Genomic DNA, 26,089 nt, shown 5'->3' on the forward strand with positions numbered 1-26,089 from the left:
TCTGGTATCAGACAATGCCGGTCACATAGAACGTGGCAATGACAAACAGCACCGCGAGGCTTTTGATCACCGTGATGGCGAAAATGCCGCCGTAGGCCTGGCGATGGCTCAGGCCGGTGATCGCCAGCAGGGTGATCACCGCCCCGTTATGCGGCAGGGTGTCCATGCCGCCGCTGGCCATGGCGGCGACGCGGTGCAGGACCTCCAGCGGAATATTGGCGGCGTGGGCGGCGGCGACAAAGGTTTCGGACATTGCCGCCAGGGCGATGCTCATTCCCCCGGAGGCCGAGCCGGTGATCCCGGCCAGCACCGTGACGCTGATCGCCTCGTTTAACAGCGGATTGGGAATGGCCGCGAGGGCTTTCGACAGCACCAGGAAACCCGGCAGGGCGGCGATAACCGCGCCGAAGCCATACTCAGAGGCGGTGTTCATTGCCGCGAGAATCGCCCCGCCCACCGCCGTCCGGCTCCCCTCCGCCAGCCGGCCGCGAATATTGCGATAGCCGCAGACCAGCACCAGCACAATGCCGGAAAGCAGCGCTGCCTGCACCGCCCAGATGGCGGTGATTTTCCCCACCTCGGTGACGACAGGCTTCGCCAGACCCGGCAGGGTGAGCTCATGGCTGGCGCCGTACCATTGCGGGATCCAGTGGGTAAACAGCAGATTCAGCACCCCCACCAGCAGCAGCGGGGCGATTGCGATCAGCGGATGCGGCAGGTCGATGTCATCCGGGGTCTCCGGCTCATTTTGCAGATCGGTCCCATAGCCTTCGCCGCTGGCCTGCGCTTTGCGGCGCTGGCGCTCCAGCCACAGCAAACCGAAGAGGATAATGAACAGCGAGCCGATAAGCCCCAGCCACGGGGCCGCCCAGGCATTGGTGCCGAAGAAGCTGGTGGGAATAATATTCTGGATCTGCGGCGTGCCGGGCAGGGCGTCCATGGTAAACGAGAACGCGCCGAGGGCGACGGTGGCGGGGATCAGCCGTTTGGGGATCCCGCTCTGGCGAAACAGCTCGGCGGCGAAAGGGTAAACGGCAAAGGCCACCACAAACAGCGACACCCCGCCGTAGGTCAGCAGGGCGCACACCAGCACGATCACCGGGATCGCGTGGCGGCGGCCGAGGATGCGGATGGCGGCGGCGACAATCGACCGTGAGAATCCCGACAGCTCAATCAGCTTGCCGAACACGGCGCCCAGCAGAAACACCGGGAAATAGAGCTTCACAAAGCCGACCATTTTTTCCATAAACAGGCCGGTAAAGGCCGGGCCGACCGCGCCCGGGTCGGTGAGCAGCACCGCGCCGAGGGCGGCGATCGGCGCAAAGAGGATCACGCTGTATCCACGGTAGGCTGCCAGCATCAGTAACGCCAGCGCGGCCAGGGCTATTATCACACTCATCACGACGTCTCACTCTCATTGTTATTGTAGGGGTACAGAACGCGATACTAGGGTTTCAGGGCGAAGCGCAGCTGGTGTTCCCGGCGCGACTGGATGCGCTGGCGCCGCGCCTCGTCCCAGCGGTAAAAGCCTTGCCCGCTGCGGGCGCCGGTGTCGCCTTGCGCCACTTTCTCCGCCACCAGCGACATCATCTCCGTACCGCTGGCCAGCTCTGGCAGCAGGTGCTGGCAGATATCCTGGACCGTCGCCAGGCCGGTCATGTCCGCCGCCTCCAGCGGGCCGACCATCGCATAGCGACGGCCCAGCGAGGCGCGCATCACCTGGTCCACCACCTCCGGGGAAGCGATGCCGCTGTGGACGATGTGCAGCGCTTCGCGCAGCAGGGCGAACTGCAGTCGGTTGCCGACAAAGCCCGGCGCGGCGCGGTTGAGCACCACCGCTTCCAGCGCGCAGCCGGCGCAAAAGTCGCTTACCTGGCGCGCCAGATGGGGCAGCGTGGCGCTCCCGGGCACCACTTCCACCAGCGGGATCAGGTGCGGCGGATGCCAGAAATGGGCGATCAGCAGGCGTTCCGGAAGGCGCATGCCCTGCGCCAGCCGATCCGGCGGCAGGCCGCTGGTGTTGCTGGCGATAATCGCCTCGTCGGCGATCAGCGTTTCCAGTTCGGCATACAGGGCGTGCTTCAGCGCCAGCCGTTCGGGGATCGCTTCAATCAGCAGCGTGGCGTCGGCCAGCGCCTGCAGCGCCGGGGTGGGGGTTAAACGGCTCAGCACGGCGTCGCGGTCGGCGGGATCCTGCTGACCGCTCGCCTCCAGCTCGCGCAGGATCGCCCCGGCCACCGTGGGCACCTCGGCAAGACGTTGCGGATCGGTGTCATACAGGCGGACGGCGTGACCGTGACGGGCGAAATGACAGGCAATGCCGACGCCCATCAGTCCCGCGCCGAGTACCGCCAGGCGTGGTGTAAACATAGTGGCTCCTGTTAACGTTGAAGGGTCATGGCGATGCCCTGGCCGCCGCCGACGCACAGGGTGGCCAGCCCTTTACTGGCGCCCCGGCGCTGCATCTCATGCACCAGGCTGACGAGGATCCGGCAGCCGGAGGCGCCGATGGGATGGCCGAGGGCGATGGCGCCGCCGTTGACGTTGACCTTCTCGCTGTCCCATTCGAGCAGCTGACCGACGGCCAGCGCCTGGACGGCAAAGGCCTCGTTGGCTTCGATAAGATCCACTTCGTCCAGCGTCCAGCCGGCATGCTGCAGCGCTTTGCGGCTGGCGCTCACCGGGCCGATGCCCATCACCGACGGGTCGACCCCGGCGACCGCCGCGCTGACGATGCGCGCCAGCACCGGCAGCCCAAGCTCGCGCGCTTTATCGACGCTCATCAGCAGGACCGCCGCGGCGCCGTCGTTCAGGGATGAGGCATTCCCGGCGGTGACGCTGCCGTCAGCCGGGCGAAACGCCGGGCGCAGCTGGGCCAGCTGCTGCTCGCTGGTCTCCGGGCGCGGTTGTTCATCGTCGGTCACGACACGCGGCGGCTTTTTGCCCTGCGGAACGCTGACCGGGACGATCTCCTCGCGAAAGCGTCCGGCGGCGATAGCGGCCGCCGCTTTGCGCTGGGAGCTGGCGGCGAAGGCGTCCTGGCGCTCGCGGCTGATATCGAAGGCATCGGCGAGGTTCTCGGCGGTAATGCCCATGTGGTAGTCGTTAAAGGCGTCCCACAGGCCGTCCTGGATCATGCTGTCCTGCAGGCTGGCGTGGCCGAAACGCAGGCCGTCGCGGGCGCCGTGCATCAGATAGGGAGCATTGCTCATGCTCTCCTGGCCGCCGGCGATAACGATCCCGGCGTCGCCGCAGCGGATCGCCTGCACCGCCTGCTGAACCGCTTTCAACCCGGAGCCGCACACCAGATTGACGGTGACCGCCGGGGTGTCCACCGGCAGGCCGGCCCGCAGCGCGGTCTGGCGCGCCGGGTTCTGCCCGCAGCCGGCGGTGAGCACCTGGCCGAAAATCAGTTCATCGACCGCCGCGGCGGGCAGCTGGCAGCGTTCAAGCAGGCTGCGCACCACCGTCGCGCCGAGGTCGATGGCGGAAAGCGGGGCGAAGGCGCCGCGAAAGCTGCCGACCGGGGTGCGTACTGCAGCAACAATGGCAATATCGGTCATGGTCTCTCCTTAGCTGAAGCGCATTTCGCGCACGTCGTCGGCGACGATCAGCCGTCCCGCTGTTTTACGCATCACCTCGTCGGGGCTGACCCCCGGAGCCACTTCGCGCAGGACAAACGCCCCGTCGACAATGTCCAGCAGGGCCAGGTCGGTGAGCACCCGGCGAATGCAGCCCACGCCGGTGAGCGGCAGGGTGCACTGCGGCAGCAGTTTGGATTCGCCGTTCTTTGAGGCGTGGGTCATCACCACGATGATGTTCTGCGCGCCGGCCACCAGGTCCATGGCGCCGCCCATCCCCTTAACCATTTTCCCGGGGATCATCCACGAGGCGATATTCCCCGCGACGTCGACCTCAAAGGCGCCAAGAACCGTAAGATCGACGTGGCCGCCGCGGATCATGGCGAACGACTGGGCGGAATCGAAGATCGCCGCCCCGGTTTGCGCGGTGACGGTCTGTTTGCCGGCGTTAATCATGTCGGCGTCGATGGTTTCCTCATCGGGAAATTCGCCCATCCCCAGCAGGCCGTTCTCCGACTGGAGCATCACTTCAATACCGGCGGGGATATAGTTGGCCACCAGCGTCGGGATACCGATCCCGAGGTTAACGTAGTCGCCGTCGCGCAGCTCCTGGGCGACGCGCATCGCCATTTGTTCACGGGTTAGCATCTCAGTGCCCTCCGGCGCGCAGGGTGCGCTGTTCAATACGTTTTTCGAATTGCCCGACGATCAGCCGGTCGACATAGATCCCCGGGGTGTGAATGGCGGAGGGCGGCAGTTCGCCCGGCGGCACGATCTCTTCCACCTCCACCACCGTAATGCGCCCGGCGGTGGCCATCAGCGGGTTGAAATTCTGCGCGGTGTGGCGGTAAACCACGTTGCCGTACCAGTCAGCTTTCCAGCCCTTCACGAGGGCGAAATCGCCGCGAATGGCCTGTTCGAGAATGTAATTTTTACCGTCGAACTGGCGCACCTCTTTGCCTTCGGCGACAGGGGTGCCATAGCCGGTAGCGGTGTAAAAGCCGGGGATCCCGGCGCCGCCGGCGCGGATTTTTTCCGCCAGCGTTCCCTGCGGGGTGAGCTCTACCGCCAGCTCGCCGCTCAGCACCAGCTGTTCAAAAAGCGCGTTTTCCCCGACGTAAGAGGCCACCACTTTGCTGACCTGGCGCGATTCCAGCAGCATGCCGAGACCGAAGCCGTCGACGCCGCAGTTGTTGGAAACCACCGTCAACCCCTGCACCTGGCGGCGCTTCACTTCGGCGATCAAATTTTCGGGTATACCGCACAGGCCGAAGCCGCCGGCGAGCAGCGTCATGCCGTCCGTTAACCCTTCCAGCGCCGCTTCGTAGCTGGCGACGCGTTTATCCAGTCCTGCCATCTTGTCTCTCCTGCCTTGCGATAGCCTTATCATTGGCGCTGGCGACTGATTTGATAATTTTGAATTTGTGACCCACTCATTTGGAAATCTTATTAATTTCCTGTTAACTAATTTCTTTCAATTAGTTAACAGGATGAAAAATGAGAATGAGTGTCAAACAGTTACGCGCGTTTTTAGCGGTAGCTCACACTCTCAATTTCGCCCACGCCAGCGAAAGGCTGAATCTGTCGCAGCCAGCTCTCAGCCTGACCATCAAAGGGTTGGAGGAGGCGCTGGGGGGCGCGCTGCTGCAGCGCAGCACCCGCAAAGTGACCCTCACCCAGGAGGGGGAACTCTTTCTGCCGATGGCCCGTCAGCTGCTGGCCGACTGGGATAACGTCGAGGAGGCGATGCGTCAGAGCTTTACCCTGCAGCGGGGCAAAATCTCGGTCGCCGCGATGCCGTCGTTCGCCGCCAACGTTCTGCCGGAGGCGCTGAAAGCCTTCCGCGACCGCTATGCCGGGGTGAACGTCACGGTACATGACGTGATAAATGAGCAGGTGATCGAGATGGTGCGCGAGGGGCGGGTGGAAATGGGTATCGCTTTCGAGCCATCGCCCAGCTACAACCTGCTGTTTACCCCGCTGGCGGTGGACCGCTTCGTGGCGATCGTTCCCCGGCAATCGCCGCTGGCGAAGAAAAAAAAGCTCACCTGGCAGGAGTTGTTAACCCTCGACTTTATTACCCTCCAGCGCCCTTCGGCGGTGCGCCTGATGCTGGAGGAGGCGCTGGCGCGCAGCGGGCGTCAGCTGGACGTGGCCCTGGAGAGCCATCAGCTGGTGACGGTGGGGAGAATGGTGGCCAGCGGGCTGGGGGGCAGCGCGGTGCCTGCGCTATGTAAAACGCAGATGGCCTCGCTGGGGGCGGTGTGCATTCCGCTTAGCGATCCGCCGATTGAAAAGTGCGTTGGGGCGATTTATGCCGGACATCTGCCGCTGTCGAAGGCGGCGCAGGCGCTGCTGGATACGCTGAAAGGGTTTTTACCCAGCTGAGGCGGGCGGGAGGCAAAAAAAAACCGGCCCGCGGGCCGGTTTGATAATCAGATTTTGCAGGCGTCGCCGCAATCGTCATCGGCAACGATCGCCTGGGCTTTTTTGTCCGCTTCTTCCAGACGCTCCGCGTTGCGCTCTTCCGCTTCATCCAGGCCGCTGAAGACCAGGTTGTCGAGATCAATTTCCATAAGTTACCTATCGTTGCTGGTTTTGGATCAGCGTCAAGTATAGGGTAAAACCGCCCGCGGATGTACCCGCGCTTCGCGCCGAACGCACAGAGCGTTAAGTCGCTGGGCGGCGGGCATCACCTACCATAATTAATCGTTGACAGGATGGCGTTAATTTTAATTATCGTCGGCAGAACAATTTCCTGCCGCAATATTAAATGAAAGGACAACGAAGGTGTAATTAAGCGTTGACGAATATCTTTTATGTTAATATGGCCGCGATTATGGATGAATCTATGGATCTTAATCAATGGGACATACTGTTGCAGGCGCCATCAAAGAATGGCGTAAACATAATAAAGTGATCGGTCAGGTCAAAATAAACTATAAAAAAATTTTACGAAAATGCAGAGAGCTCTCGCTCGCAGGAGGTAAGTACAGAGAATATCAAGGACTTTGCGCCAAATATCAGTGCGCGCGGTTGACCGCCGTAACCCAGGGGCTGGTGCCTTTCGAGGATAAACCCTTTAAGGCCTATCTTAATAAACGGATGTCAAAACGGCGCAAGCTGGATATTGCCCACGGTTCGCTGAATTTTATCGAGAAAACATTTCAGCCGGATGTGCTGCCGCAGCTCTATAACGTGGCGGATTTTGGCCGGGCGATGTTTGCTATTCCTTTGAAAAATGGCGATAAGCTTGACGTTAAGCTGCTGGCGTCGCCGTTTCAGGAGGAGGGTGAACTGATGCTGCAGCTGTTTCTCGGCGACCGTCGCGTCTATAGCGTCTGTTTTTCCTGTACCGACGATGGCCGCGCCTATATCGGCGGTATTCAGGGCGGGAAAGATATCACCAATGAAGAGGTGAAGGCGCTGACCAAAGAGCTGCATGGCGCGCGGCCGAAAAATATCATCATGAGCGTGCTGTATGGTTTCTTAGGCTATTTCAACATCACCACGGTCTACGCGATCGATTCCGATTACCACGTGAAAAGCGATCTGGTGAAAGCCAGTTACTCATCGCTGTGGCTGGAAATGGGCGGTGAGAAACAGGCTCGCGGCTGGTATAAACTGCCGGCGCAAGAGATCAAAAAAAGTATTGAAGAGGTGAAAAGTAAACACCGCAGCCAGTTTATTAAGCGCGAAGGCATTAAAGAGCTGATTCAGCTCGATATGGCCAACGCCCTGCGGCAAATCACCTTGCGTTCGCGGGTGAATTAACGCCTCTTATACGTCAAGCGGACAGCAGGGGGCTGTTGTCCGCCTGACGAAATCCTTTCTTTACTGGCCGCTTTCGCCGACCGGCGGCGACGCGGAGGCGGCGAGCAGCGGGGCGCTGCGCCACCACACCATCAGCCCGACCAGCGCGATAACGCTCAGCACCCCGAAGGCGGTGGCAAAGGAGTAGCGTCCGGCGATAGCGCCGGTTAACGCCGGACTCATTGCCGCCCCGGCCCCCTGCATCAGCATCACCACGCTCTGTCCGGCGTTGACGTGCCCGCTGCCGCGCAGCAGCGAGACGATAAAGCTGGGCACCGCCACCCCCAAAATCCCTGCCGCCAGACCATCAAGAATTTGCACCGGGACCATCATCGCCGGGGCGTCGCTGGAGGCCGCCAGCGCCGCGCGGATGGGCATGATCAGCAGCGCCAGCAGAATGCATCGCCAGTAACCATATTTGTCGATGCTGCCGGCTACCCGAATGGCCACCGGGATCATCACCACCTGCGAAATAATCACCGTGGCGGCGGCAAACAGCCCCGGATTGAGGTGTCCCGGCGCGGCGGCGATCCGCATGCTCAGCATCGGCAACAGCGCGGCGTTGGCGAGATGGAACAGCATCAGGGTCACCCCGGCGATCAGCAGCGGCGTATGGCGGAACAGGATGGCAAACCCAGGCAGAGAGGGCGGGACGGCCGACTCGAGGCCGCGGGCGGCGTCATCGTCGATATCGCTGCCGCGGATCGCCAGCAGGGCGATGAGGGTGAACAGGGTGGTACCGGCCATCAGAATGAAAATGCCGCCGATGCCCCAGTACCAGGCGATGGCCCCGGCAATCAGCGCGGTGAAGAAATTCCCCGCGTGGTTGAAGGCTTCGTTTTTGCCCATCTGGGCGCTAAAGCCGCGCTGTCGGGTCAGCCCAAGGGTGATCCCGGCGATTAACGGTCCGACAAAGGCCGCGCAGATCCCGCTGGCGACTTGCGAAAGGGCCACCACGCTGGTCTTCTGACTGAACCAGAGCAGCAGGGTGGTCAGGGTTATCACCAGGCAGACCACGGCCAGCAGCACGCGCTTATGCCGCGAGGTGTCGGTGATGAAGCCGGCGGGCAGGGTCGCCAGCAGGCCAGCAACGCCGCCGATGGTCATCAACAGGCCGATATCCTCCGCCTGCCAGTGACGCTGGGTGAGAAAGATCCCCAGAAACGGCCCAAGGCCGTCGCGAACGTCGGCGATAAAGAAGCTGGTCAAACATAAAGCCCGCAGTGAACGAAGCGACATTTTCTACCTTTAGCATGAGCGATCCGCGGATCAGCGGCGGACCAGAGCGGTCATGGCGTGCGCCACGGATAATGGCCGGGATCGGACCCGGCAGAGAGCGTCATCCTTTATCGCACCGTTCGATGAAAGCAAAATGTCCCGCTGTCTTCGGGTAACGTGGCAATGCAACATACCTGCTCGTCGCGGCTTCCGCCAGAGGTCTACGAAAGTTCTGTAACGGGGCAACCGCGCCGCAGCCTGCGCCGCGGGGCTATCAGCGTTCGTCTGCTTTAACGATCTGCAGCGCGGCGGGATTCGCCACGCCGCCGCTGGCGGTGACGAACCCCGGATGGACGGCCTCGCCGCTGACGCTATCCACCAGCGCAATATGCGGCGCGCTGTGCAGCACCTGCTGGTGGCCCCATTCCATCAGGGCGAACAGCACCAGCGCCAGGCTACGGCTTTTATCGGTGAGAACATATTCATAGCGCTCGCGAGCCCCCGCTTCCCGGTAGGGGACTTTGCGGAGCAATCCCATTTCGGTCATCGTTTTCAACCGGGTGGTGAGCGTCTGGCGGGTGATATGGGTATGCGTCTGCATCGTTTCAAAGCGCGTCACACCGTAAAACGCCTCGCGGAGGATCAGCAGCACCCAGCGGTCGCCGAGTATTTTGGCTCCTTCCGCCAGGCCGCACAGCTCCGGATCGAGGTAGGGCAGTGATTTATTTTTTGACATCGCGAGATTGACCTTCTACTCTGAGTTTGAATTTTAGACTTAGATGCTAAGGAGCATAGCGTGCCATTTGTTAACGTGCAAACCATTAAAGGGATCATGACCGCGGAACAGAAAAGTGAGCTGCTGCGGCGGATGACCGATCTGCTGGTGGAGATTGAGGGGCAGGGCGATCCGCAGTTCCGCCAGTCGGTATGGATCCGCATTGATGAACATGACCCGGAACAGTGGAGCCTGGGGGGCGTCCAGCCGACGGCCGCGATGATTGCGGCTAAATTCGCCGCGGCGCGGCGCGACTGATCCCCTGAATAAACCGGGCTGCGAAGCCCGCCCCGGCGATCTGGCGCAGAAGAGGAGTCAGATCGCCGGGTAATATTGTTATTCGCTATGGTGCAAAAGCGTATTTTGCGGCTAAGGTAACGGTCAGGGAACCCAACAAACAGGGCGCGATGCCAGACGGCCAGCCTGGCGTCACTCTCACACCGGTGAAAACAACGGATGTCTACAGAACAGATGCTGCCGCTGGCGGCGCAGAACAAAAATATCATCCGCCTGGCCGCCGCTCAGGCGCTGGCCGGCGCCAACTCGGTGGTGTTCTACGCCACCGGCGCTATCGTCGGCAATACCCTCGCCCCCAGCCCGTCGCTGGCCACGCTGCCGATCACCCTGTTTGTGCTGGGGATGGCGGCCTCGATTTTGCCTTTCGGCGCGCTGGCGCGAAAGCGGGGCCGCAAAGCCGCGTTTATGGCCGGTACCGGCGCCGGGGTGGTCACCGGTCTGGCGGCCGCTCTGGCGGTGGTGCTGGGCTCTTTTCTGCTGTTTTGCTTCGCCGCGATGCTCGGCGGCGCCTATGCCGCGGTGGCGCTCAGTTTTCGCTTTGCCGCCACCGACGGCGTCGCTCCGGAACGTCGCGCCCGCGCGCTGTCGCTGGTGATGGGCGGCGGTGTGGCCGCCGGGATCATTGGCCCGATGCTGGTCACCGGCACCATGCACCTCTGGCCGACCCATACCTTTGCCTTCACCTTTCTCGCTCAGGCGCTGGTGGCGGCGCTCGCCGCCATTCTGCTGGCAGGCGTGACGTCGGCAGAGCCCGCGGCGGCCAGCGTGCGCGGAGGGCGGCCGCTGCGCGAGATTATCCGCCAGCCGGGCTTCGCCACCACGGTGTTCAGCGGGGCGGTGGCCTATATGGTGATGAATTTTCTGATGACCGCCGCGCCGCTCTCCATGCATATGCACGGTCTTTCCCAGCAGGCCGCCAACCTCGGGATCCAGTGGCATGTGATGGCGATGTACGGCCCGGGATTTGTCACCGGCCGGTTGATCCAGCGCTTCGGCGCCGTGCGCATGGCGGCGGCGGGATTGCTGATCACCGGCGCGTCGGTGGCGGTCGGTCTCAGCGGCGTCGGGGTATATCATTACTGGCTGTCGCTGATTTTGCTCGGCATCGGCTGGAACTTTGGCTTCACCGGCGCCTCGGCGAAAATCATCGATTTCCACCACCCGGAAGAGAAGACCCAGGTGCAGTCGCTCAACGATTTTCTGGTCTTCGGCGTGATGATCGTGGGTTCGTTTTCGTCCGGCGTTCTGCTCAACGCCTTCGGCTGGAACGCGGTGCTGTGGGGCTCCCTGGTGCCGGTGGGGCTGGCGCTGTTCACCCTGCTGCTGCGCCCTTTATCGCCACCCCGCGCTTAGCGCCAGGTCTGCCGCTGCGCGGGCCGTCTTTTTGCGCTTTTCGCAAATGCGTTGCCGAACTTTATCAAAGCCAGCGCGTGGGAAAACGTCACATACGCGACATGCTGTAGTAATGTCTACTGCATGAGAATGCATCTCCTGACCCTCAACCTGACGATCTCTCAAGCCGCTGAACCCTGAAGAGCACGTCGGCACGCGGGTGACCTTCGACGTTCTGGCCCGACGCAGTGCTCTGGAGGCCGCGATCCCCGATACCCTGGGGCGGCTTATCCACTTCCTGGACGTCGGTGGGGTACCGACCCCGGAGGCGGCGGGAGTGGAGAGTGTGCTTGCAGGGCTGCGGGAAACCATTACGGACGATCACCAACTGCTGGCGGCAGCCTGCTCGCTGTTCGACGGCCTACTGAGATCCTGTGAAATGAGGTCTGGCAATCATGAGCAAAACGGTGGTTCTTCCGCAGAGTGACAGTCCTACCGTCGTCGCCTCCGTCTCCTTCTGGCAGGCATTTCGCTTCTGGCTGAAGCTCGGCTTTATCAGCTTCGGCGGGCCTGCCGGGCAGATCGCCATGATGCACCAGGAGCTGGTGGATAACCGCCGCTGGATCTCGGAAGGACGATTCCTGCACGCGCTCAACTTTTGTATGGTCCTGCCCGGCCCGGAGGCGCAGCAGCTGGCGACCTATATCGGCTGGCTGATGCATAAAACCTGGGGAGGCGTCATCGCCGGGGTGCTGTTTATTTTGCCCTCGCTGGCGTTACTCATCGCGCTGGGTTGGATCTACCTCGTCTGGGGAGATGTCGCGGTGGTGGCGGGGATTTTTTATGGCATCAAACCCGCCGTGGCGGCGATCGTGCTGCAGGCAGCGCACCGCATCGGCTCGCGGGCGCTGAAAAATGGCGCCTACTGGGCCATCGCCGCCGCTGCCTTTGTCGCTATTTTTGCGCTGAACGTTCCTTTTCCGCTGATCGTCCTGACCGCGGCGATCGTCGGGTTTATCGGCGGACGGATGGCGCCGGCGACATTCGGCAAAGCGGACGCCCACCGTGCGCAGAGTCACCCCGGCGGGGCCGCCATCATTGATGACGCGACGCCGATCCCGGCCCATGCCATTTTCAGCTGGCGGCGTACCGCCCAGGTACTGATCGCCGGGATGCTGCTGTGGCTGGTGCCGATGGCCGCTCTGACGCTAATGCTGGGCTGGGCGCATCCGCTGACCCAGATGAGCTGGTTCTTTACCAAAGCCGCGCTGATGACTTTCGGCGGGGCGTATGCCGTCCTGCCTTACGTTTACCAGGGGGCGGTAACCCACTATGGCTGGCTGACCGCAGGGCAGATGATGGACGGCCTCGCCCTTGGGGAATCCACCCCCGGGCCGTTGATCATGGTGGTGACCTTTGTCGGGTTTGTCGGCGGCTACACCAAAGCGGTATTGGGCGTCGATGATGTGCTGCTGGGGGCATTGCGGCGGCGTGCCTGGTGACATGGTTTACCTTTTTGCCCTCGTTTATCTTTATTCTCGCCGGCGGGCCGTTTATTGAAACCACGCATAATAAAGTGGGATTTACCGCGCCGTTGACTGCTATCACCGCCGCGGTGGTGGGCGTTATCCTGAATCTGGCGCTGTTTTTTATCTGGCATAGCGTCTGGGGACCGTCCGGTTTCGACCCATGGTCTGCGGCCATTGCCCTGGGCGCCGCCGGGCTGCTGTTTCGCTATAAGTGGAAGCTGACCTGGGTGCTGGCCGCCGCCGCCGCGGTGGGGCTTATCGTCCATATGGCGGGACTGTCCGGCGCAGGATAAGGTCGGCGTCGGGCTGAGAGAAACGTCGCCAGATGCGGTAGCGGGGAAGAGGCCAGTGCCTGTGCAGGCACTGGTCGGATGGTGAGCACTTATTTATCTACGGGAGGCTCCACCGCGAGCTGCAATTGACAATATTGTTCAACTCCTTCTTTAAGCATCTTAATAATCATTAGCAGCATGGGTAAGTACGGAACGAACTTAACAAGCAGTGAGCCCGTAGATCCGTCAAGCAGCGTCAGCGCGGCATCCACTTTCTTTTTCCATGTTTTGTTATATTCCACGCAAAAATTCTTTATATCGGCTGGCTGCGTTGAACGGGCAATCTGTTCGAGTTCTTCGATGGCGTTGAGTGCCGCTTTTATTTTCTCAATATCAGTTTGTTGTGTCATATTAGCCTCGTAGTAACAGGAGAAAGAGGATTAACTCATTTTTACTTCCAGGTTTGTGGCTTAAAGAAAAGCCACGGTAAGGTGTAATCGTACAGCGCTTTAACCGGCACTACGGATAAGTGGAAATGCTTATCGTGCGGGCTGGCGCCATGGTAATCGCGCCATACCCATGGCTGGACAGAAGCGCTAATAATATGTTTGTTCCAGATAATGTATTTAATTCGTTTGTCTTTGCTGTCGACCAGTGCATTGACAATCGCCTGAGCATCACACCCCTGAGCGGGATCGTGCGTAATATCGATAGCCGTAACCACACCAATATTTCCATCCAACACCTGCGGGTTATGATCCGAGTTGGTGTGGGCATGATGTTCATCACCAATGGTGCCATCGCTGGCCTTATTGCGGTGCGGAGCATATTGATTAATCTGATCTCTGAGTATCAGCAGACTCTTTGCGACACGCCATACCATGTTATTTACCCTCCGGATTGAAACAGGGGTTTGAGCTGACCGGTTCTGCGCCAGGAACCACGTCCTGATAAACCGGAGATGGGGGGAGAGGATCGACTACTGCATCCGCTTTCACGCTGTTGACTTGTTGCTTCTTCAGGTTCTTCACTTGCAAAAGATAATTAAGGATAGCGTTCCAGAACGCAGACCCGCCGCTCGCCATCAAGCCAATACATAATGTCATCAGATCCGGGTGTTTAAAGGCCGAAAAACTGCCGGCGACGAAGGGTTGCGTCAAAAACGCCGTCACAATTCCGGCCACCACCGCTAATAGCTGCAGGGCAGATTTGCGTTTTCCTTCTATGACTGGATCCTGCTTTTCCAGATTAAGCCAGGGAAAATACCCTTTAATAATCTCTACCACTCTTTCCGAGGCGATACTAATGGCGATCAGCATCGTAATGATGTTTTCAAGTTGCGAAGAAATGGCATCGCTCATATCACCCTCACTATTTCTGTGTTGAATAAAAATAAATGACAACGTTTTTAACAAGTGTTTACTGCACAGGAATAATTCCTGGCGGGTAAGTTTCACGGTCATTTTTTATTGTTCAGGTAGGCAAGGGGCAAGTGATAATTTAATGATCGCGAATAATAAACTATTTGCCAGTACCTGCCAGAAATGACAATTTAACTCGAGAGCAATATTGATCCGTGAATTTAACCCGCGATAATAAATTTATCGTCGCTTTTTTGATGAGTATAACGGAGGAAACAGAGACGCCACTCATTCATATGAATGAGTGGCGTAAAAAAACTCGCCGTGCGGGCAGGGGGAAGAGAAACGGGCCCGCTCCGCGTTAGCCTGCACGCGGAGCGGAGCGGGGCGATCAGGTCGCGGGCGTTTCGCGGGTGGCCCGCGCCAGCGGGTTGCTGTCCAGTTCCAGCTGGTCGCGCAGCGCCCAGCCGCGCAGCTTGCCGGGGTTAAGCAATCCCGCGGGGTCGAGAGATTGTTTCACCGCCACCACGTCAGGGCGAATCACCCCTTGTTTGCCGTCCTCAACCTGCAGCACGTGGGGGTTGTTAATTTTGACGTCGTTATCGCGAAATATCTGCATGATCGCGTTGAGACGTTCGGGCGTGGTATAGCGCACCAGCTGCAGACCGCTGGCGGTAAGGTTGCCTTCGATATCGCGCAGAAATTCAATATGGGACATCACCTCCCCGGCGAAATGCTGTTCCATCTGTAAAATTTGCTGTGGATAGCGCTGCGGATCAAACGCGGTCTGCAGATAGGTCAGCGTATTGTCCTCCTTGAGCGCATACAGGGTGGTGTGGTTCCAGCAGTATTCCATTAACGAGCTATTGCGCGCCCGGGCCTCATCGCTGGCCTGACGGATGGCGTTGGCCCCGCGATGGCGCTGTAACAGGCTGGCGCACACGCCTTCGCTCTCTTCGGCGATCAGGCTGATAACCGCATGCTGCCCGGGGCGGTAACGATCGTTGAGGTGGCTAAAATAGTCAGCGATCGGGGTGGCCAGCAGCGCGACCTGGCGCTTCACCAGCCCCGGCGAGCGGACGCAGGCGTTGGCATAGTTCAGGGCATCGGCGAAATCGTCAAACACGTCCAGGCGTTCTATCCACTGGTGCACGGGAGCCAGCGCCAGCTCAACCTCAAGAATGATGCCGTTGGTGCCGTAGGCATGATGCAGCAGCAGCGCTTCGGGTGCCGGGACGGTCAGTACGCGAGGGACCGGCTCGACGGTCATCACTTTGACGCTGAGCACATTGCCGGGCGCCGCCAGCGGCCCATAGTTGATGGAGCCGATGCCGCCGAACCCGCCGCCGTAGAGGCCGCCCAGGCTCGCCAGGCGGTAGGTCGACGGCATACAGCGCAGCTCCCAGCCCGTCGGGCGGGCGGCGGTTTCGATGTCCGCCAGGCGAATGCCGGCCTGGGCCCTCACCGTGCCGTTGCCGAGGGCGACGATCTGGTTGAGCCCGGTCATATCCACCAGCATCCCTCCTTCGAGAGGGACCAGCTGTCCATAGTTGCCGGTGGCGCTGCCGCGCAAGGTCAGCGGCAGCTGATGCTGCGCACAGGCGGCGACCAGCTGGCGCAGCTCCTCTTCATCGCGCGGGCGAACCACCGCGTCCGCCTGTTTTCCCGCCAGCTGCTCGGCGAGTACCGGACTGAACCAGTGAAAATCGCGGGAAAGCCGTTTGAGTTTCGCCGGCTGCAGGGTCCACTCCAGCGCCGGGAGTGCCTGCTGGATCGCCGCGACCGCTTGTTGACGCTGTTCATCAGTCATCATTCTTTTTCCTGTTCGTCAGCAAAACATTAATGAGATTGCACGGCTTCGCTTTCATGCCAGGCGCTGAGCGCCCGGCGCGAGACCCAGGACATCACGCCGAACAGCGCGATCCCGGCGAGAGAGATCAGCAGCAGCGCGGCAAACATCAGCGGGATATCCAGCTGGTAGCCGGCCTGCAGGATCTGATAGGCCAGCCCGGTATTGGTCCCGCCAGTGCCGGCGACAAACTCCGCCACCACCGCGCCAATCAGCGACAGCCCGCTGGAAATACGCAGCGCGCCGAAGAAATAGGGCAGCGCCGAGGGGATACGCAGCCGCACCAGGGTCTGCCAGCGGCTGGCGTGATTGAGGCGGAAATAGCTCAGCAGGCCGGGGGAGACGCTGCGCAGTCCCTGGGTGGTATTGGAGATGATGGGGAAGACCGCCATCAGAGTGGCGCACACCACCAGCGAGAGGGTGGCGTCCTTCACCCAGATGATGATCAGCGGGGCGATGGCGACGATCGGCGTCACCTGCAAAAACACGATGTAGGGAAACAGGGCGGTCTCCACAAAGCGGTTCTGCACCAGGATAAACGCCACGGCGGCGCCGATGACAATCGACAGCAGAAACGAGATCAGGGTGATCTTGAGGGTGAACAGCAGCGCCAGTAGCAGCGGCGTGAGATGCGTCCACAGGCTGTCCAACATCACCAGCGGCGACGGCACCAGAAAAGCCGGGATGCGGAAATAGCTTACCGCGCCCTGCCAGAGGAGCACCACCGCCACCGCGACGAGGGTCGGATAGAGAATTTTGAGAAAACGCGGATGCTGGATCCACGGCGTTGAGGTTGTGGTCTTCATATTATGGCTCCATACCGGACTGGCTGGCCTGCAACAGACTGTCCTGCAGCTGACGGGCATACAGGGAAAATGCCGGGCTGACGCGGAACGCCTCGCTGCGCGGGAACGGCTCCCGGATGGCGATATCTTCCACCACCCGTCCGGGACGGGCCGCCATCATGATCACCCGCTGCGAGAGAAACACCGCTTCGTGGATCGAGTGGGTGACGAAGACCACCGTCAGATTCTGCTCCTGCCACAGGCGCAGCAGATCGCTGTCGAGCTTGTTCCGCGTAATTTCATCCAGCGCGCCGAAGGGCTCATCCATCAGCAGCAGCTTTGGCCTGGTGACCAGGCCGCGGGCGATGGAGACGCGCATTTGCATGCCGCCGGAGAGTTCGCGCGGCAGGACGTCGGCGAACTTGCCGAGCCCCACCAGCTCAAGGACTTCACTCACCCGGGTGTTGCCCTCCGCGCGCGGCACGCCGGCCAGATCCAGCGGCAGCCTGACGTTATTGCGCACGCTGCTCCAGGGCATCAGGGTGGCCTCCTGGAAGACGAACGAGAGCGGATGCTGCGCTTTTTCCCGGCTGTCGCGCCGCCACAGCATCAGCTTGCCGTCGCTGGGCTCCACCAGGCCGGCGACCATCTTCAGCAGCGTACTCTTACCGCAGCCGGACGGGCCGAGCAGGGTAATGAACTCCCCCTGGTTGATGGTCAGATTGACGGGCAGCAGCGCCCGGGTGCCGTTGCTGTAGATCTTCTCCGCCGACAGCACCTCGATGGCCGGCGTGGCGGAGGCGGGTATAAAGCGGGTGTCGCTCATCACGGTCAGTTTCGGGGCGGTATTCATGGCATCACTCCGGCGTCTTTGACCATCTCCAGGGTGTAAGTCTGCTCAAACGGCACCTTGCTGGCGTCGATCAGGTTGTTTTTCACCAGCATGTCCCAGGTTTTCTTCAGCCGCGGCTCGGTGATGATGCCGATGCCGCCGGTCATGGCGTCGCCGCCGGTCACCAGCTGGTACTGCTTCATCTGGGCAATGCCAAAGGCGATCTGCTCGGCGCTCATTTGCGGGTTCGCTTTGCCGATCAGGTTGTTGCCGGGGCCAGGATCCTGCAGGTAGCTTTTCCACCCTTCCATGGAGGCTTTGACGAAGGCCGCCACCGCCGCCGGACGTTTGCGGATGGTGTCCGCCATACAGATAATCGAGTTGCCGTAGGGCGGGTAGCCCCAGTCGCTGAGCGGATAGACATAGAACGGCTGCCCGCCTTTGGCGACGGAGAACGGCTCGGAGGTCACGTAGCCCTGCTGCACCAGATTTTTATCGGCGAGGAACGGCTGAACGTTAAAGGTATAGGGGCGCACTTTGCTGCCAGCCAGACCCAGCTCGCTCTTCGCCCACGGCCAGAAGGAGGTATAGGCCTCGGTGGCGAGCAGGAAGGTTTTGTCTTTAAGCTCCGCCGGGTTGCTCACTTTGTCATGAGTGATAAACACCGTCGGCGAGTGCTGGAACACGGTGGCGACGGTTACCGCATGCACCCCGGCCTGCCAGGTCTCCAGCGCCTGGCCGTTGTCGCCAAGGGTGCAGTCCGCCTGACCGGCCGCCATCAGCTGCATGACGTTGATCTGCGGGCCGCCCATTTTAATTTCGACATCAAGTCCGGCGTGCTTATACAGCCCGGTGGCCTGGGCCTGGTAAAAACCGCCATGCTCCGCTTGGGCATACCAGTTGGTGAGAAACGTGAACTTCTCCGCCGCGACGCAGGAGGCTGAGGCCGCGAGGGCGGCCACGGTCAGCAGGGTAAAAACTGGCGTTGATCTGGTATTCATCAGGGCTCCTTGGATTCAGCAGCGAAAGAGGGTGGTAGGGACTGCACAAAGCCGTGCCAGTGCTGTTTGCCCCAGGTCGGTTCGCGACGTTCGACCCAGGCCATGCGGTGAATCTCGATGATTGCCTGCGCCCAGCTGGCGGCGAGGGAGTCGAGAAGCCCTTCGCCTTGCTCCCGCGTCGCCGGGGTTGGGTCGCCAATCACCCCGCTGGGGCCAAAGTCATAGGACGCCCACGCCGCCGCCGGGCGGCCTTTCGACAGGGTCGGGCAGGGGAATTCCGGCGGGAAGTTGGCGACCGCCCGCTCCATATGAACGCACTCCGGCGCCAGCGCCAGCATCAGCGCCGTTTCGCTATGCCCGGCGTGCATTGCCATCCGCTGTTCATGCGGGCTGAGGAACTGTTTTTCGCAGTTGGGCACGTTGAACACGTCGTGCGGGATGGCGATGAAATCCCCGTGGCGCAGGCGCATTTCCCGGCAGGCGATCTGCAGGATCTGCGGCTGGCCGCCGTGGCCGTTGATCATCAGCAGCTTGCGAAAACCGGCCCGATAGAGGGATTCGGCGATCTCCAGCAGGGTATGCAGCAGGGTATCGCCGCTGAGGGTCAGGGTGCCGGGAAAATGCAGATGCTCCTCTGACTTACCGTAGACGATCGGCGGGATGGCGTAGGCCGGGATCGCCGCCGGCAGCCGGGCGAGGGCATGGCCCGCCACGCCGGAGGAGATCACGCTGTCCACCGAGCAGGGCAGATGGGGGCCGTGCTGTTCGATCGCTCCGGTGGGGAGGACGATAACCGTATTGCTTTTATCCGGCAGGGCGGCCACGTCCGTCCAGCTCAGAAAAGGGAGAAAGCGCGCTGCAGGAATGTAACCGTTAATCATCGCGGTGCCTCGGAGTGAATTGGCTGGGGTAACCAGACGGTTGCTTCGACTTCAATCAATACCGTGGCGTCGGGCAGCATTTCGCTGACCTGCACCACGGTGGATACGGGCGGCTGGTCGGGATAAAACAGCTTCCTGACCCGGCTGTAATAGGGAAAATGGTCAAGGTTGCGAAAGTACTGCACCAGCTTGATAACGTCGCTCATCTGCCCTCCCGCCGACGCCACGGTGCGGCGGATGCTTTCCAGTACGTACCAGCTCTGGGCGAGGATCGGCCCCTGTTTCGCATCGGTTGAAAATTCCCCGGTCGCCCCCAGCAGCTCCCGCACCGGCTCAGGCACATCCTGAAAGCCGTTGACGATGGTGCCGGTCAGGGGATTGACCGGAATAATGCCGGAGAGAAAAATAAAATCGCCGGCTCTGCGCCAGGCGGCATACCGCGCCAGCGGCGCCCCCGCGCCTTTTTCAAGACTCATGTGCCATCTCCTCCTGCCACACTCGCCGGTGGGTTAACCTGCCGTGGTTAACCACCAGACGGGCGGCGCTGTTTAAAGGCCAGGTAAAACGGTCGCTACCCGGGAAAATCACCACGCTGGCCGCCGCCCCGACGGCAAAAGGGGCCGCGTCTGCCGGCGAACCGGTTAGCGCCGCGCGATCGCAGATCAGCCGAGACTGCCGGTCGAACGGGTCGCTGAGCTGGGCGCTGAACAGGCCGCAGGCCAGGGTGTCCAGCGGGTCGTAGCTTCCCGCCGGACAAAAAGCGTCCTGCACGTTGTCGCACCCAAGCAGGGTGGCCACGCCGGCGGCCTGCGCCTCGTGCAGCAGGGTGATCCCCCGCTGGCGCGGCGTGCGGCCGAACGTCGCATCCTGCAGCAGCAGGTTGGTCATCGGCAGGGCGATAAGGGTGACGCCGTGCGCCGCCAGCTGGCGCAGGATCAGCGCCGCCTGCGCGTCGCTGCCGGCGGCCAGCGCGCAGCCGTGGCTGCAGCAGATATGCCCGGGGAATGGGTGGCGGGAGAGATGATCCGCCAGCCAGGTCAGCCCCTGAGACACCTCGCTGAGCTCCTCATCGATATGCAAATCCAGATCCAGTTCCCAGCGGGCCGCGCTGCGCAGCAGGTTTGCCATGGCCGCGGCGTCCCAGTTGGAGGAGTGAATGAAGCCCCCCAGCAGGCAGCGCTCCCCGCTGTTGGCGACCGTCCGGGCAATGGCCTCGGCGTCCGCCGGATCGCGAAACAGGGGCAGCGGGACCAGCGCCACCCGTTCCAGGGTGATGCCGCCGGTATCGAGACGGGCGATCTCCTGCCAGGCGTCCGGCGCGTCGGCGGTAAACCAGTCGATATGGCTGCGTAAATGGGTCACGCCATTTGCTGCCGCCCGGGCCAGCGCGGCGGACGCCCGACGTTGAATATCCGCCCTGGTCCAGTGTCGGCGATCCTCGTGCATGGCGTGGATCGCCGCCAGCAGCCCGGCCTGCGCCGGACGGCAGCGTTCAATGGTAAAGGTTTTGTCCAGATGGGCATGGGGTTCCACCAGGCCGGGGAGCGTCAGGGCCCCCGCCAGGTCCCACAGGCCGGGAGCCGGCTCGGCGGACGGCGTCACGGCGGCGATCCGTCCATCGCGAAAGGCCAGGTCTGCCAGCCGCGGTTCATCGTTGGCCTGCATCGGCCAGCCGTCGGGCAGCGCCCAGGCCGGAAGTCGGGCGCGGCTGATGCCAGCGAACGGCGCGCAAGAGGAGGGGAACGTCATCGTCAGTCTCCTCACAGATCCAAAACCAGACCCGGCGATTTCGCCCGCGAACAGCAGAGCGTGATCTGGTCGTTGCCGGCTTTCTCTTCCGCCGTCAGCACGCTGTCCCGGTGCTCGGGGAGCCCGTCGAGAACCCCGGTAATACACGATCCGCACATTCCCTGTTCGCAGGAGAGCATCACCTCCACGCCGGCGTGCTGTAATACCTGAGCAATGGTTTGATCCGCGGCGACCTGCAGACGCTGCCCGCTGGAGGCCAGCTCAATATAAAATGCGTTGTTCGCCGCGATATTATTTTCCGCCGCGGGAGTAAAGCGCTCGAATACGAATTGCGACGGCGACCAGCGATATTCCTCCATGACTGACCGCAGTCGCTGAATAAAGCCCTCCGGGCCGCAGGCCACCACTGCGGTATCAGGGTGGGGCGTGGTTAAGCATTCGGGGATCCGCTGGCGAAACGACGCGCCTTCCTCGCTGCAGTGGATCGCCACCGTGCCGCTCGCGGCCAGCTGGGCCAGGCGCGATGTGAAGGCCGTCTGGCGCGAGCTGGCGACATAATAATGCAGCTCCAGCGCCCCTTTTCTGGCGGCAATCGCTTCGGCCATCGCCAGCAAAGGCGTGATGCCGATACCGCCGGCAAACAGCAGGTAGCGCCCGGCCTCCGGCAGGGGGAAATGGTTGCGCGGCGACGATATGGAGAGCCGATCGCCGTGTTTGAGTTGCTGGTGCAAATAGCGTGAGCCGCCGGTGGACGCATCCGTCAGCCGGACGCAAACTTCATAATGATTACCGCGGTCAGGCATGCCGCACAGGGAATATTGCCGCGGGCCAACGCCGGGAATAATAATATCGATATGCGCCCCGGCGGAGTAGGCCGGTAATATTTCCCCGGCCGCCGCCTGCAATATTAAAGATAGATTTCCTTCGCCGTTGGGGCGTATTTCCCCCACCGAGACCGAAATAAGATCGTGGCTGTGCATTACCGTTTTCTCTCCCTCAATCCGCTGTCTGCAGGGCGGCCAGGGGCAGCGAAGGGATACCCGCTCCTTCGCGGTGACTGTCCGGCGTGCAAAAATGGATGAAACGATCGTTTCTCCGCTATGAATGCTACGGTATTGTGATAAAACTGTTGCGTCCAGAGCTTTGATTCGCACAACCCGTTGCAAAAAAGAGAGCACCCAAACGATGTTTGCCTTCTCCCGATTTCTGCTCTATTTCACCGAAGTGGCCCGTCAGGGGTCATTTCGTAAAGCGTCAGAGGCGCTGCATGTGTCTGCGTCTTCTATTGACCGTCAGATTTTGCGCGTGGAACAGGAGCTGGCGATGCCGCTCTTCGAGCGCCATCCCACCGGGCTGCGGCTGACCGCCGCCGGGGAGCTGCTGCTGCACGCGGCCAATAACTGGAAAAAGGACTTTACCCGGGTCTGCGAGCAGCTGGATGACCTGCGCGGACTGCGGCGGGGGCATGTGCGCATCGCCACTATCGATGCCATTAACCGGCATTTCTTTTCGACGATGCTCAAAGAAGTGCACAAACATTATCCCAACATCTCTTTTACATTGACCACCATTAACAATATCCACATCCAGCAGGCGCTGATCTCCGGCGAGGCGGATTTCGGCATCATGCTCAATCCGCAGACCTCCCGCGAACTGCAGGTGCGGGCGTTTGCCGAAATGAATATGGGGATCGTAGTGCCGACCGGCCATCCGCTGGCCAGCCGCAGCGCTGTGCGCTTTAGCCAGTGCATCGACTACCCGTTTATCCTGCCATCCGCCCCGTTGATGATCAGCGAACCGGTGGAGGCGCTGGTGAACATCAGCGGCAACGAGGTGAAGGAGGTGGCGGTATCGAATAACATCCACATGATCCGCACCCTGATCAAAGAGCAGATGGGCATCGGCATCCTGTGCCGGCTGGATATTCTCGATGAGATCGAGTCCGGCCAGCTGGCGTTTGTGCCGCTAACCGATCCGCAGCTTAAGCCTTTCACCCTGGCGCTGTGCGTCTCGCCCGCCCGCCAGCTTTCCCTTGCCGCCTCGATGATGCTGAACCAGCTGGAGATGCTCTTCAGCCAGCTGTGAGAGACCGGACAGGCACTAAAATCATTCATCAACGCACCAAGGTGGTGCATTTATTGTGTGCATGAATCAAAGGTTGCATGCCCAAGGGCGGCGGCGCAGGCGATTTTTCGCGGCCGCTCGCGGGCCATCAAATCTGGCATTGTTTTTGTATAGCTGAGTGTGAGTAGAAGCGGTCAGTACGGGTTATCCATACGGGACATTGCTCAGTCACCATGTCGCGGTTCAATGTTGACCGGGATGGGAGGCTGAGCCACATTCGCTCGCTCCCCCTCCCGGCGTAAAGAGGAGAGGGATAATGAAAACAGGCGCACGCCTTCCCCGGGGCTTACGCTGGCTGGGCCTGATGGCCCTCGGCGGTGTCTCGCTGGCCGTTCAGGCCGAGGAAAAAATCGTTCTGCTGACCTCCTGGTACGCTCAGGCGGAGCAGGGGGGCTATTATCAGGCTCAGGCCACTGGGCTGTACAAAAAATATGGTCTCGACGTCGAGATCCGCTCCGGTGGACCGCAGGTCAACGGCATGCAGTTGCTGTTGTCGAAGCGGGCCGATGTGATCATCGGTTACGATCTGCAGCTGCTGGAAGGCATTCAGCGCGGCTTCCAGGCGAAAGCCATTGCCGCGCCCTTTCAGTACGATCCCCAGGGGCTGCTGACCCACGCCGATGTCACCTCCCTGCAGGGGCTGAAAGACAAAACCATTCTGGTCTCCAGCTCCGGTCAGGCGACATGGTGGCCGTGGCTGAAGGCGCAATACCAGCTGAGCGACGCTCAGGTTCGCCCCTATACCTTCAATATTCAACCCTTTGTCGTCGACGACGCTGTCGCCCAGCAGGCCTATGTCAGCTCCGAGGTGTTTCAGGTGCAGAAGGCCGGGGTGAAGGCGAACTTCTTCCTCTTTTCTGAGCACGGTTATCCTCCCTATGGCGGCATTCTCATCGCCCGCCCGGACACCATCGCTGAGCGTAAAGCGGCGATGGCGAAGTTTGTCCGCGCCTCAATGGAGGGTTGGGTGAGCTATCTCAAGGATCCGGCGCCGGGAAATGCGTTGATTAAGCAGGACAACCCGAAAATGACCGACGATCTGCTCGCCTGGGGCGTGACCCAGATCCGTGAGCATCATCTGATCGACGGCGGGGATGCCGCCAGCCAGGGCTGGGGGACGATGACCGACGCCCGCTGGCAAAAGACGCGCGATTTTATGGTCAGCGCCGGTCTGCTGGCGGCGGCCACCGACTGGAAACAGGCCTATACCACCGACTTTGTCCAGACCATGCAGGTTAAACCCTGAGGAGCGACGCCATGTCATTCATCATTAAAAATGCCCATGCCATCCTCAGCGGTCTGTCCGGAGAGGCGGCGCGGCTGGCCGGGCCGGATATTCGCATCCGCGACGGCAAGATTGCGGCCATCGGCAGCCTGACGCCGCTGCCGGAAGAGCGACTGATTGACGCCCGCGACTGCGTAATCTATCCGGCATGGGTGAATACGCACCATCATCTTTTTCAGTCGCTGCTGAAGGGCGAGCCGCAGGGGCTGAACCAGAGCCTGACGGCCTGGCTGAGCGCCACGCCGTACCGCTTTCGCGCGGCTTTCGATGAACATACCTTTCGTCTGGCGGTGCGCATTGGTCTGGTGGAGCTCCTGCGCTCGGGCTGCGCCAGCGTGGCGGATCACAACTACCTGTACTGGCCGGATATGCCTTTCGACACGTCGGAGATTCTCTTCAGCGAAGGGGAAGCGCTGGGGATGCGCATCGTTCTGTGCCGGGGTGGGGCGACCCAGGGCCGGGCGGTGGAGCAGGATCTGCCGGTGGCGCTGCGTCCGGAAACCTTCAACGGCTATATGGCGGATATTGAACGGCTGGTCAGCCGCTATCACGACCCGCGGCCTGACTCGCTGCGCCGGGTGGTGATGGCGCCCACTACCGTCCTGCACTCCGCGCCGGGCGCCCAGCTGCGGGAGATGGCGAAGCTGGCCCGCCAGCTGGGGATCCGGCTGCACAGCCATTTATCGGAAACCGTCGATTATCTTGACGCCGCGCGGCAGAAATTCGCCATGACGCCGGTGCAGTTCTGCGCGGAGCACGACTGGCTGGGAAATGACGTGTGGTTTGCCCATCTGGTGAAGCTTCTGCCGGAGGAGATTGCCCTGCTGGGCCGCACCGGAACCGGCATTGCTCATTGTCCGCAAAGCAACGGCCGACTGGGCAGCGGCATCGCCGATCTGCTGGCGCTGGAGCAGGCCGGGGTCCCGGTCTCGCTGGGGGTGGACGGCGCTGCCTCCAATGAAGCGGCGGATATGCAAAGCGAAGCCCATGCCGCATGGCTGCTGCAGCGCGCGCGCAAAGGGATGCTGGCGCAGCCGCGCTACGCCGGAGGCACCTTCGAGGGCGGAGCCGATGCGGCCACGGTGGAGGATGTGGTGCGCTGGGGCAGCGCCGGCGGGGCGCAGATCCTTGGCTTAGCGCAGAGCGGCACCCTGCAGGTCGGGATGCAGGCGGACCTCGCCATTTACCGGCTGGACGATCCGCGCTACTTCGGCCTGCATGATATGGCGATTGGCCCGGTGGCCTGCGGCGGCCGCGCCGCGCTGAAGGCGCTGCTGCTGAATGGCCGGCCCATCGTGGAAGATGACGCCATTCCCGGTCTCGACCTTGACGCGATGCGCCACGACGCGCTGGCGGCAGTCCGTACCCTCCAACAGCGCGCCGCTGTTTAACTGATCACAGGATA

26 protein-coding genes and 2 pseudogenes are annotated in these 26,089 nt (G+C 61.5%); 9 read left to right on the plus strand and 19 right to left on the minus strand.

Annotation, left to right across the window (positions count from 1 at the left end):
• Positions 1-7 precede the first annotated feature (7 nt).
• Genes MKR05_RS08125 through MKR05_RS08145 form a run of 5 tightly spaced genes read right to left on the minus strand, consistent with a single transcriptional unit; the run spans position 8 to position 4,938 of the window.
• On the minus strand, positions 8-1,402 hold the full coding sequence (locus MKR05_RS08125) for a GntP family permease (RefSeq protein WP_197743183.1): 1,395 nt from the start codon (positions 1,400-1,402) through the stop codon (positions 8-10).
• Between the two features lie 44 nt (positions 1,403-1,446).
• Positions 1,447-2,370: a 3-hydroxyacyl-CoA dehydrogenase family protein gene (locus tag MKR05_RS08130; protein ID WP_049014245.1), complete on the minus strand. Its 924-nt coding sequence runs from the start codon at positions 2,368-2,370 to the stop codon at positions 1,447-1,449.
• Between the two features lie 11 nt (positions 2,371-2,381).
• On the minus strand, positions 2,382-3,563 hold the full coding sequence (locus MKR05_RS08135; RefSeq protein WP_226327381.1) for an acetyl-CoA C-acetyltransferase: 1,182 nt from the start codon (positions 3,561-3,563) through the stop codon (positions 2,382-2,384).
• A gap of 9 nt (positions 3,564-3,572) precedes the next feature.
• A complete protein-coding gene (locus MKR05_RS08140; RefSeq protein WP_021312467.1) occupies positions 3,573-4,229 on the minus strand; it encodes a CoA transferase subunit B in 657 nt (218 codons plus the stop codon).
• 1 nt (position 4,230) lies between these two features.
• Positions 4,231-4,938: a CoA transferase subunit A gene (locus tag MKR05_RS08145; RefSeq protein WP_023290007.1), complete on the minus strand. Its 708-nt coding sequence runs from the start codon at positions 4,936-4,938 to the stop codon at positions 4,231-4,233.
• 140 nt (positions 4,939-5,078) lie between these two features.
• Between MKR05_RS08145 and MKR05_RS08150 the strand changes: the two genes are divergently transcribed.
• On the plus strand, positions 5,079-5,969 hold the full coding sequence (locus MKR05_RS08150; RefSeq protein ID WP_284118120.1) for a LysR family transcriptional regulator: 891 nt from the start codon (positions 5,079-5,081) through the stop codon (positions 5,967-5,969).
• A 47-nt stretch (positions 5,970-6,016) separates the two neighbouring features.
• Here the strand turns inward: MKR05_RS08150 and MKR05_RS08155 are convergent, their stop codons facing one another.
• A complete protein-coding gene (locus tag MKR05_RS08155) occupies positions 6,017-6,157 on the minus strand; it encodes a hypothetical protein (RefSeq protein ID WP_002908189.1) in 141 nt (46 codons plus the stop codon).
• A gap of 289 nt (positions 6,158-6,446) precedes the next feature.
• On the opposite strand from MKR05_RS08155, the gene MKR05_RS08160 reads away from it, so the two are divergent.
• Positions 6,447-7,355: a DUF535 family protein gene (locus MKR05_RS08160; RefSeq protein ID WP_044523663.1), complete on the plus strand. Its 909-nt coding sequence runs from the start codon at positions 6,447-6,449 to the stop codon at positions 7,353-7,355.
• Positions 7,356-7,415: 60 nt separating this feature from the next.
• On the opposite strand, the gene MKR05_RS08165 is transcribed toward MKR05_RS08160, so the two are convergent.
• Together MKR05_RS08165 and MKR05_RS08170 are read right to left on the minus strand one after the other, a co-directional pair.
• Entirely contained in the window at positions 7,416-8,633 is a 1,218-nt protein-coding gene (locus MKR05_RS08165) for an MFS transporter (RefSeq protein ID WP_064158412.1), read from the minus strand.
• A gap of 253 nt (positions 8,634-8,886) precedes the next feature.
• A complete protein-coding gene (locus tag MKR05_RS08170; RefSeq protein ID WP_064158413.1) occupies positions 8,887-9,348 on the minus strand; it encodes a helix-turn-helix domain-containing protein in 462 nt (153 codons plus the stop codon).
• Between the two features lie 60 nt (positions 9,349-9,408).
• On the opposite strand from MKR05_RS08170, the gene MKR05_RS08175 reads away from it, so the two are divergent.
• The 4 genes and pseudogenes from MKR05_RS08175 (at position 9,409) to chrA (ending at position 12,838) form a co-directional block, all read left to right on the plus strand.
• Positions 9,409-9,645: a tautomerase family protein gene (locus MKR05_RS08175; RefSeq protein WP_004202976.1), complete on the plus strand. Its 237-nt coding sequence runs from the start codon at positions 9,409-9,411 to the stop codon at positions 9,643-9,645.
• A gap of 198 nt (positions 9,646-9,843) precedes the next feature.
• Complete coding sequence (locus MKR05_RS08180; protein ID WP_284118119.1) at positions 9,844-11,037, plus strand: MFS transporter; 1,194 nt, start codon at positions 9,844-9,846, stop codon at positions 11,035-11,037.
• A gap of 175 nt (positions 11,038-11,212) precedes the next feature.
• Positions 11,213-11,503: pseudogene (locus MKR05_RS08185) on the plus strand (chromate resistance protein ChrB domain-containing protein); the annotation flags it as partial.
• Positions 11,472-12,838 (plus strand): annotated as a pseudogene (gene chrA, locus MKR05_RS08190) (chromate efflux transporter). The pseudogenes MKR05_RS08185 and chrA, both read left to right, overlap by 32 nt.
• 89 nt (positions 12,839-12,927) lie before the next feature.
• Here chrA and MKR05_RS08195 read toward each other — a convergent pair.
• From MKR05_RS08195 to MKR05_RS08245, 11 genes are all read right to left on the minus strand, one after another.
• Positions 12,928-13,227, minus strand: a complete 300-nt coding sequence (locus tag MKR05_RS08195; RefSeq protein WP_109547243.1) for a hypothetical protein — start codon at positions 13,225-13,227, stop codon at positions 12,928-12,930.
• 41 nt (positions 13,228-13,268) lie between these two features.
• Positions 13,269-13,700, minus strand: coding sequence for a hypothetical protein (locus tag MKR05_RS08200; RefSeq protein WP_032453166.1), 432 nt, complete (start codon positions 13,698-13,700; stop codon positions 13,269-13,271).
• 1 nt (position 13,701) lies between these two features.
• Positions 13,702-14,178 (minus strand): hypothetical protein, encoded by a 477-nt coding sequence (locus MKR05_RS08205; protein WP_109547594.1) that lies wholly within the window; start codon positions 14,176-14,178, stop codon positions 13,702-13,704.
• A gap of 391 nt (positions 14,179-14,569) precedes the next feature.
• On the minus strand, positions 14,570-15,991 hold the full coding sequence (locus MKR05_RS08210) for an FAD-binding oxidoreductase (protein ID WP_284118118.1): 1,422 nt from the start codon (positions 15,989-15,991) through the stop codon (positions 14,570-14,572).
• Positions 15,992-16,017: 26 nt separating this feature from the next.
• A complete protein-coding gene (locus MKR05_RS08215; protein WP_023289996.1) occupies positions 16,018-16,833 on the minus strand; it encodes an ABC transporter permease in 816 nt (271 codons plus the stop codon).
• Position 16,834: 1 nt separating this feature from the next.
• Positions 16,835-17,665 (minus strand): ABC transporter ATP-binding protein, encoded by an 831-nt coding sequence (locus MKR05_RS08220; RefSeq protein WP_023289995.1) that lies wholly within the window; start codon positions 17,663-17,665, stop codon positions 16,835-16,837.
• Positions 17,662-18,645, minus strand: coding sequence for an ABC transporter substrate-binding protein (locus MKR05_RS08225; protein WP_048297670.1), 984 nt, complete (start codon positions 18,643-18,645; stop codon positions 17,662-17,664). Before MKR05_RS08225 ends, MKR05_RS08220 begins: the two co-directional genes overlap by 4 nt.
• Complete coding sequence (locus MKR05_RS08230; RefSeq protein ID WP_032453162.1) at positions 18,645-19,526, minus strand: creatininase family protein; 882 nt, start codon at positions 19,524-19,526, stop codon at positions 18,645-18,647. The genes MKR05_RS08225 and MKR05_RS08230 overlap by 1 nt, the downstream gene beginning before the upstream one ends.
• Positions 19,523-20,002 (minus strand): RidA family protein, encoded by a 480-nt coding sequence (locus MKR05_RS08235; RefSeq protein WP_101991779.1) that lies wholly within the window; start codon positions 20,000-20,002, stop codon positions 19,523-19,525. The genes MKR05_RS08230 and MKR05_RS08235 overlap by 4 nt, the downstream gene beginning before the upstream one ends.
• Positions 19,992-21,275, minus strand: a complete 1,284-nt coding sequence (locus MKR05_RS08240; RefSeq protein ID WP_135718772.1) for an amidohydrolase family protein — start codon at positions 21,273-21,275, stop codon at positions 19,992-19,994. Before MKR05_RS08240 ends, MKR05_RS08235 begins: the two co-directional genes overlap by 11 nt.
• Positions 21,276-21,286: 11 nt before the next feature.
• The gene (locus MKR05_RS08245) at positions 21,287-22,255 is read right to left on the minus strand and encodes a PDR/VanB family oxidoreductase (protein ID WP_065812963.1); all 969 of its coding nucleotides are present in this window, start codon (positions 22,253-22,255) and stop codon (positions 21,287-21,289) included.
• Between the two features lie 205 nt (positions 22,256-22,460).
• On the opposite strand from MKR05_RS08245, the gene MKR05_RS08250 reads away from it, so the two are divergent.
• The 3 genes from MKR05_RS08250 (at position 22,461) to MKR05_RS08260 (ending at position 26,075) form a co-directional block, all read left to right on the plus strand.
• Entirely contained in the window at positions 22,461-23,360 is a 900-nt protein-coding gene (locus MKR05_RS08250) for a LysR family transcriptional regulator (protein WP_004202952.1), read from the plus strand.
• 295 nt (positions 23,361-23,655) lie between these two features.
• Complete coding sequence (locus MKR05_RS08255) at positions 23,656-24,645, plus strand: ABC transporter substrate-binding protein (RefSeq protein ID WP_023289990.1); 990 nt, start codon at positions 23,656-23,658, stop codon at positions 24,643-24,645.
• Between the two features lie 11 nt (positions 24,646-24,656).
• Positions 24,657-26,075, plus strand: a complete 1,419-nt coding sequence (locus MKR05_RS08260) for an amidohydrolase family protein (protein WP_238875674.1) — start codon at positions 24,657-24,659, stop codon at positions 26,073-26,075.
• Positions 26,076-26,089 lie beyond the last annotated feature (14 nt).

This window comes from Klebsiella sp. K5-204, assembly GCF_030128585.1.
Classification (GTDB): domain Bacteria; phylum Pseudomonadota; class Gammaproteobacteria; order Enterobacterales; family Enterobacteriaceae; genus Klebsiella; species Klebsiella quasipneumoniae.

Coding starts and splice junctions, on each gene's coding strand:
- MKR05_RS08130 (WP_049014245.1), bottom strand. CDS start 2,370: ATGTTTACACCACGCCTGGCGGTACTCGGCGCGGGACTGATGGGCGTC.
- MKR05_RS08135 (WP_226327381.1), bottom strand. CDS start 3,563: ATGACCGATATTGCCATTGTTGCTGCAGTACGCACCCCGGTCGGCAGC.
- MKR05_RS08140 (WP_021312467.1), bottom strand. CDS start 4,229: ATGCTAACCCGTGAACAAATGGCGATGCGCGTCGCCCAGGAGCTGCGC.
- MKR05_RS08145 (WP_023290007.1), bottom strand. CDS start 4,938: ATGGCAGGACTGGATAAACGCGTCGCCAGCTACGAAGCGGCGCTGGAA.
- MKR05_RS08150 (WP_284118120.1), top strand. CDS start 5,079: ATGAGAATGAGTGTCAAACAGTTACGCGCGTTTTTAGCGGTAGCTCAC.
- MKR05_RS08155 (WP_002908189.1), bottom strand. CDS start 6,157: ATGGAAATTGATCTCGACAACCTGGTCTTCAGCGGCCTGGATGAAGCG.
- MKR05_RS08160 (WP_044523663.1), top strand. CDS start 6,447: ATGGGACATACTGTTGCAGGCGCCATCAAAGAATGGCGTAAACATAAT.
- MKR05_RS08165 (WP_064158412.1), bottom strand. CDS start 8,633: ATGTCGCTTCGTTCACTGCGGGCTTTATGTTTGACCAGCTTCTTTATC.
- MKR05_RS08170 (WP_064158413.1), bottom strand. CDS start 9,348: ATGTCAAAAAATAAATCACTGCCCTACCTCGATCCGGAGCTGTGCGGC.
- MKR05_RS08180 (WP_284118119.1), top strand. CDS start 9,844: ATGTCTACAGAACAGATGCTGCCGCTGGCGGCGCAGAACAAAAATATC.
- MKR05_RS08195 (WP_109547243.1), bottom strand. CDS start 13,227: ATGACACAACAAACTGATATTGAGAAAATAAAAGCGGCACTCAACGCC.
- MKR05_RS08200 (WP_032453166.1), bottom strand. CDS start 13,700: ATGGTATGGCGTGTCGCAAAGAGTCTGCTGATACTCAGAGATCAGATT.
- MKR05_RS08205 (WP_109547594.1), bottom strand. CDS start 14,178: ATGAGCGATGCCATTTCTTCGCAACTTGAAAACATCATTACGATGCTG.
- MKR05_RS08210 (WP_284118118.1), bottom strand. CDS start 15,991: ATGATGACTGATGAACAGCGTCAACAAGCGGTCGCGGCGATCCAGCAG.
- MKR05_RS08215 (WP_023289996.1), bottom strand. CDS start 16,833: ATGAAGACCACAACCTCAACGCCGTGGATCCAGCATCCGCGTTTTCTC.
- MKR05_RS08220 (WP_023289995.1), bottom strand. CDS start 17,665: ATGAATACCGCCCCGAAACTGACCGTGATGAGCGACACCCGCTTTATA.
- MKR05_RS08225 (WP_048297670.1), bottom strand. CDS start 18,645: ATGAATACCAGATCAACGCCAGTTTTTACCCTGCTGACCGTGGCCGCC.
- MKR05_RS08230 (WP_032453162.1), bottom strand. CDS start 19,526: ATGATTAACGGTTACATTCCTGCAGCGCGCTTTCTCCCTTTTCTGAGC.
- MKR05_RS08235 (WP_101991779.1), bottom strand. CDS start 20,002: ATGAGTCTTGAAAAAGGCGCGGGGGCGCCGCTGGCGCGGTATGCCGCC.
- MKR05_RS08240 (WP_135718772.1), bottom strand. CDS start 21,275: ATGACGTTCCCCTCCTCTTGCGCGCCGTTCGCTGGCATCAGCCGCGCC.
- MKR05_RS08245 (WP_065812963.1), bottom strand. CDS start 22,255: ATGCACAGCCACGATCTTATTTCGGTCTCGGTGGGGGAAATACGCCCC.
- MKR05_RS08250 (WP_004202952.1), top strand. CDS start 22,461: ATGTTTGCCTTCTCCCGATTTCTGCTCTATTTCACCGAAGTGGCCCGT.
- MKR05_RS08255 (WP_023289990.1), top strand. CDS start 23,656: ATGAAAACAGGCGCACGCCTTCCCCGGGGCTTACGCTGGCTGGGCCTG.
- MKR05_RS08260 (WP_238875674.1), top strand. CDS start 24,657: ATGTCATTCATCATTAAAAATGCCCATGCCATCCTCAGCGGTCTGTCC.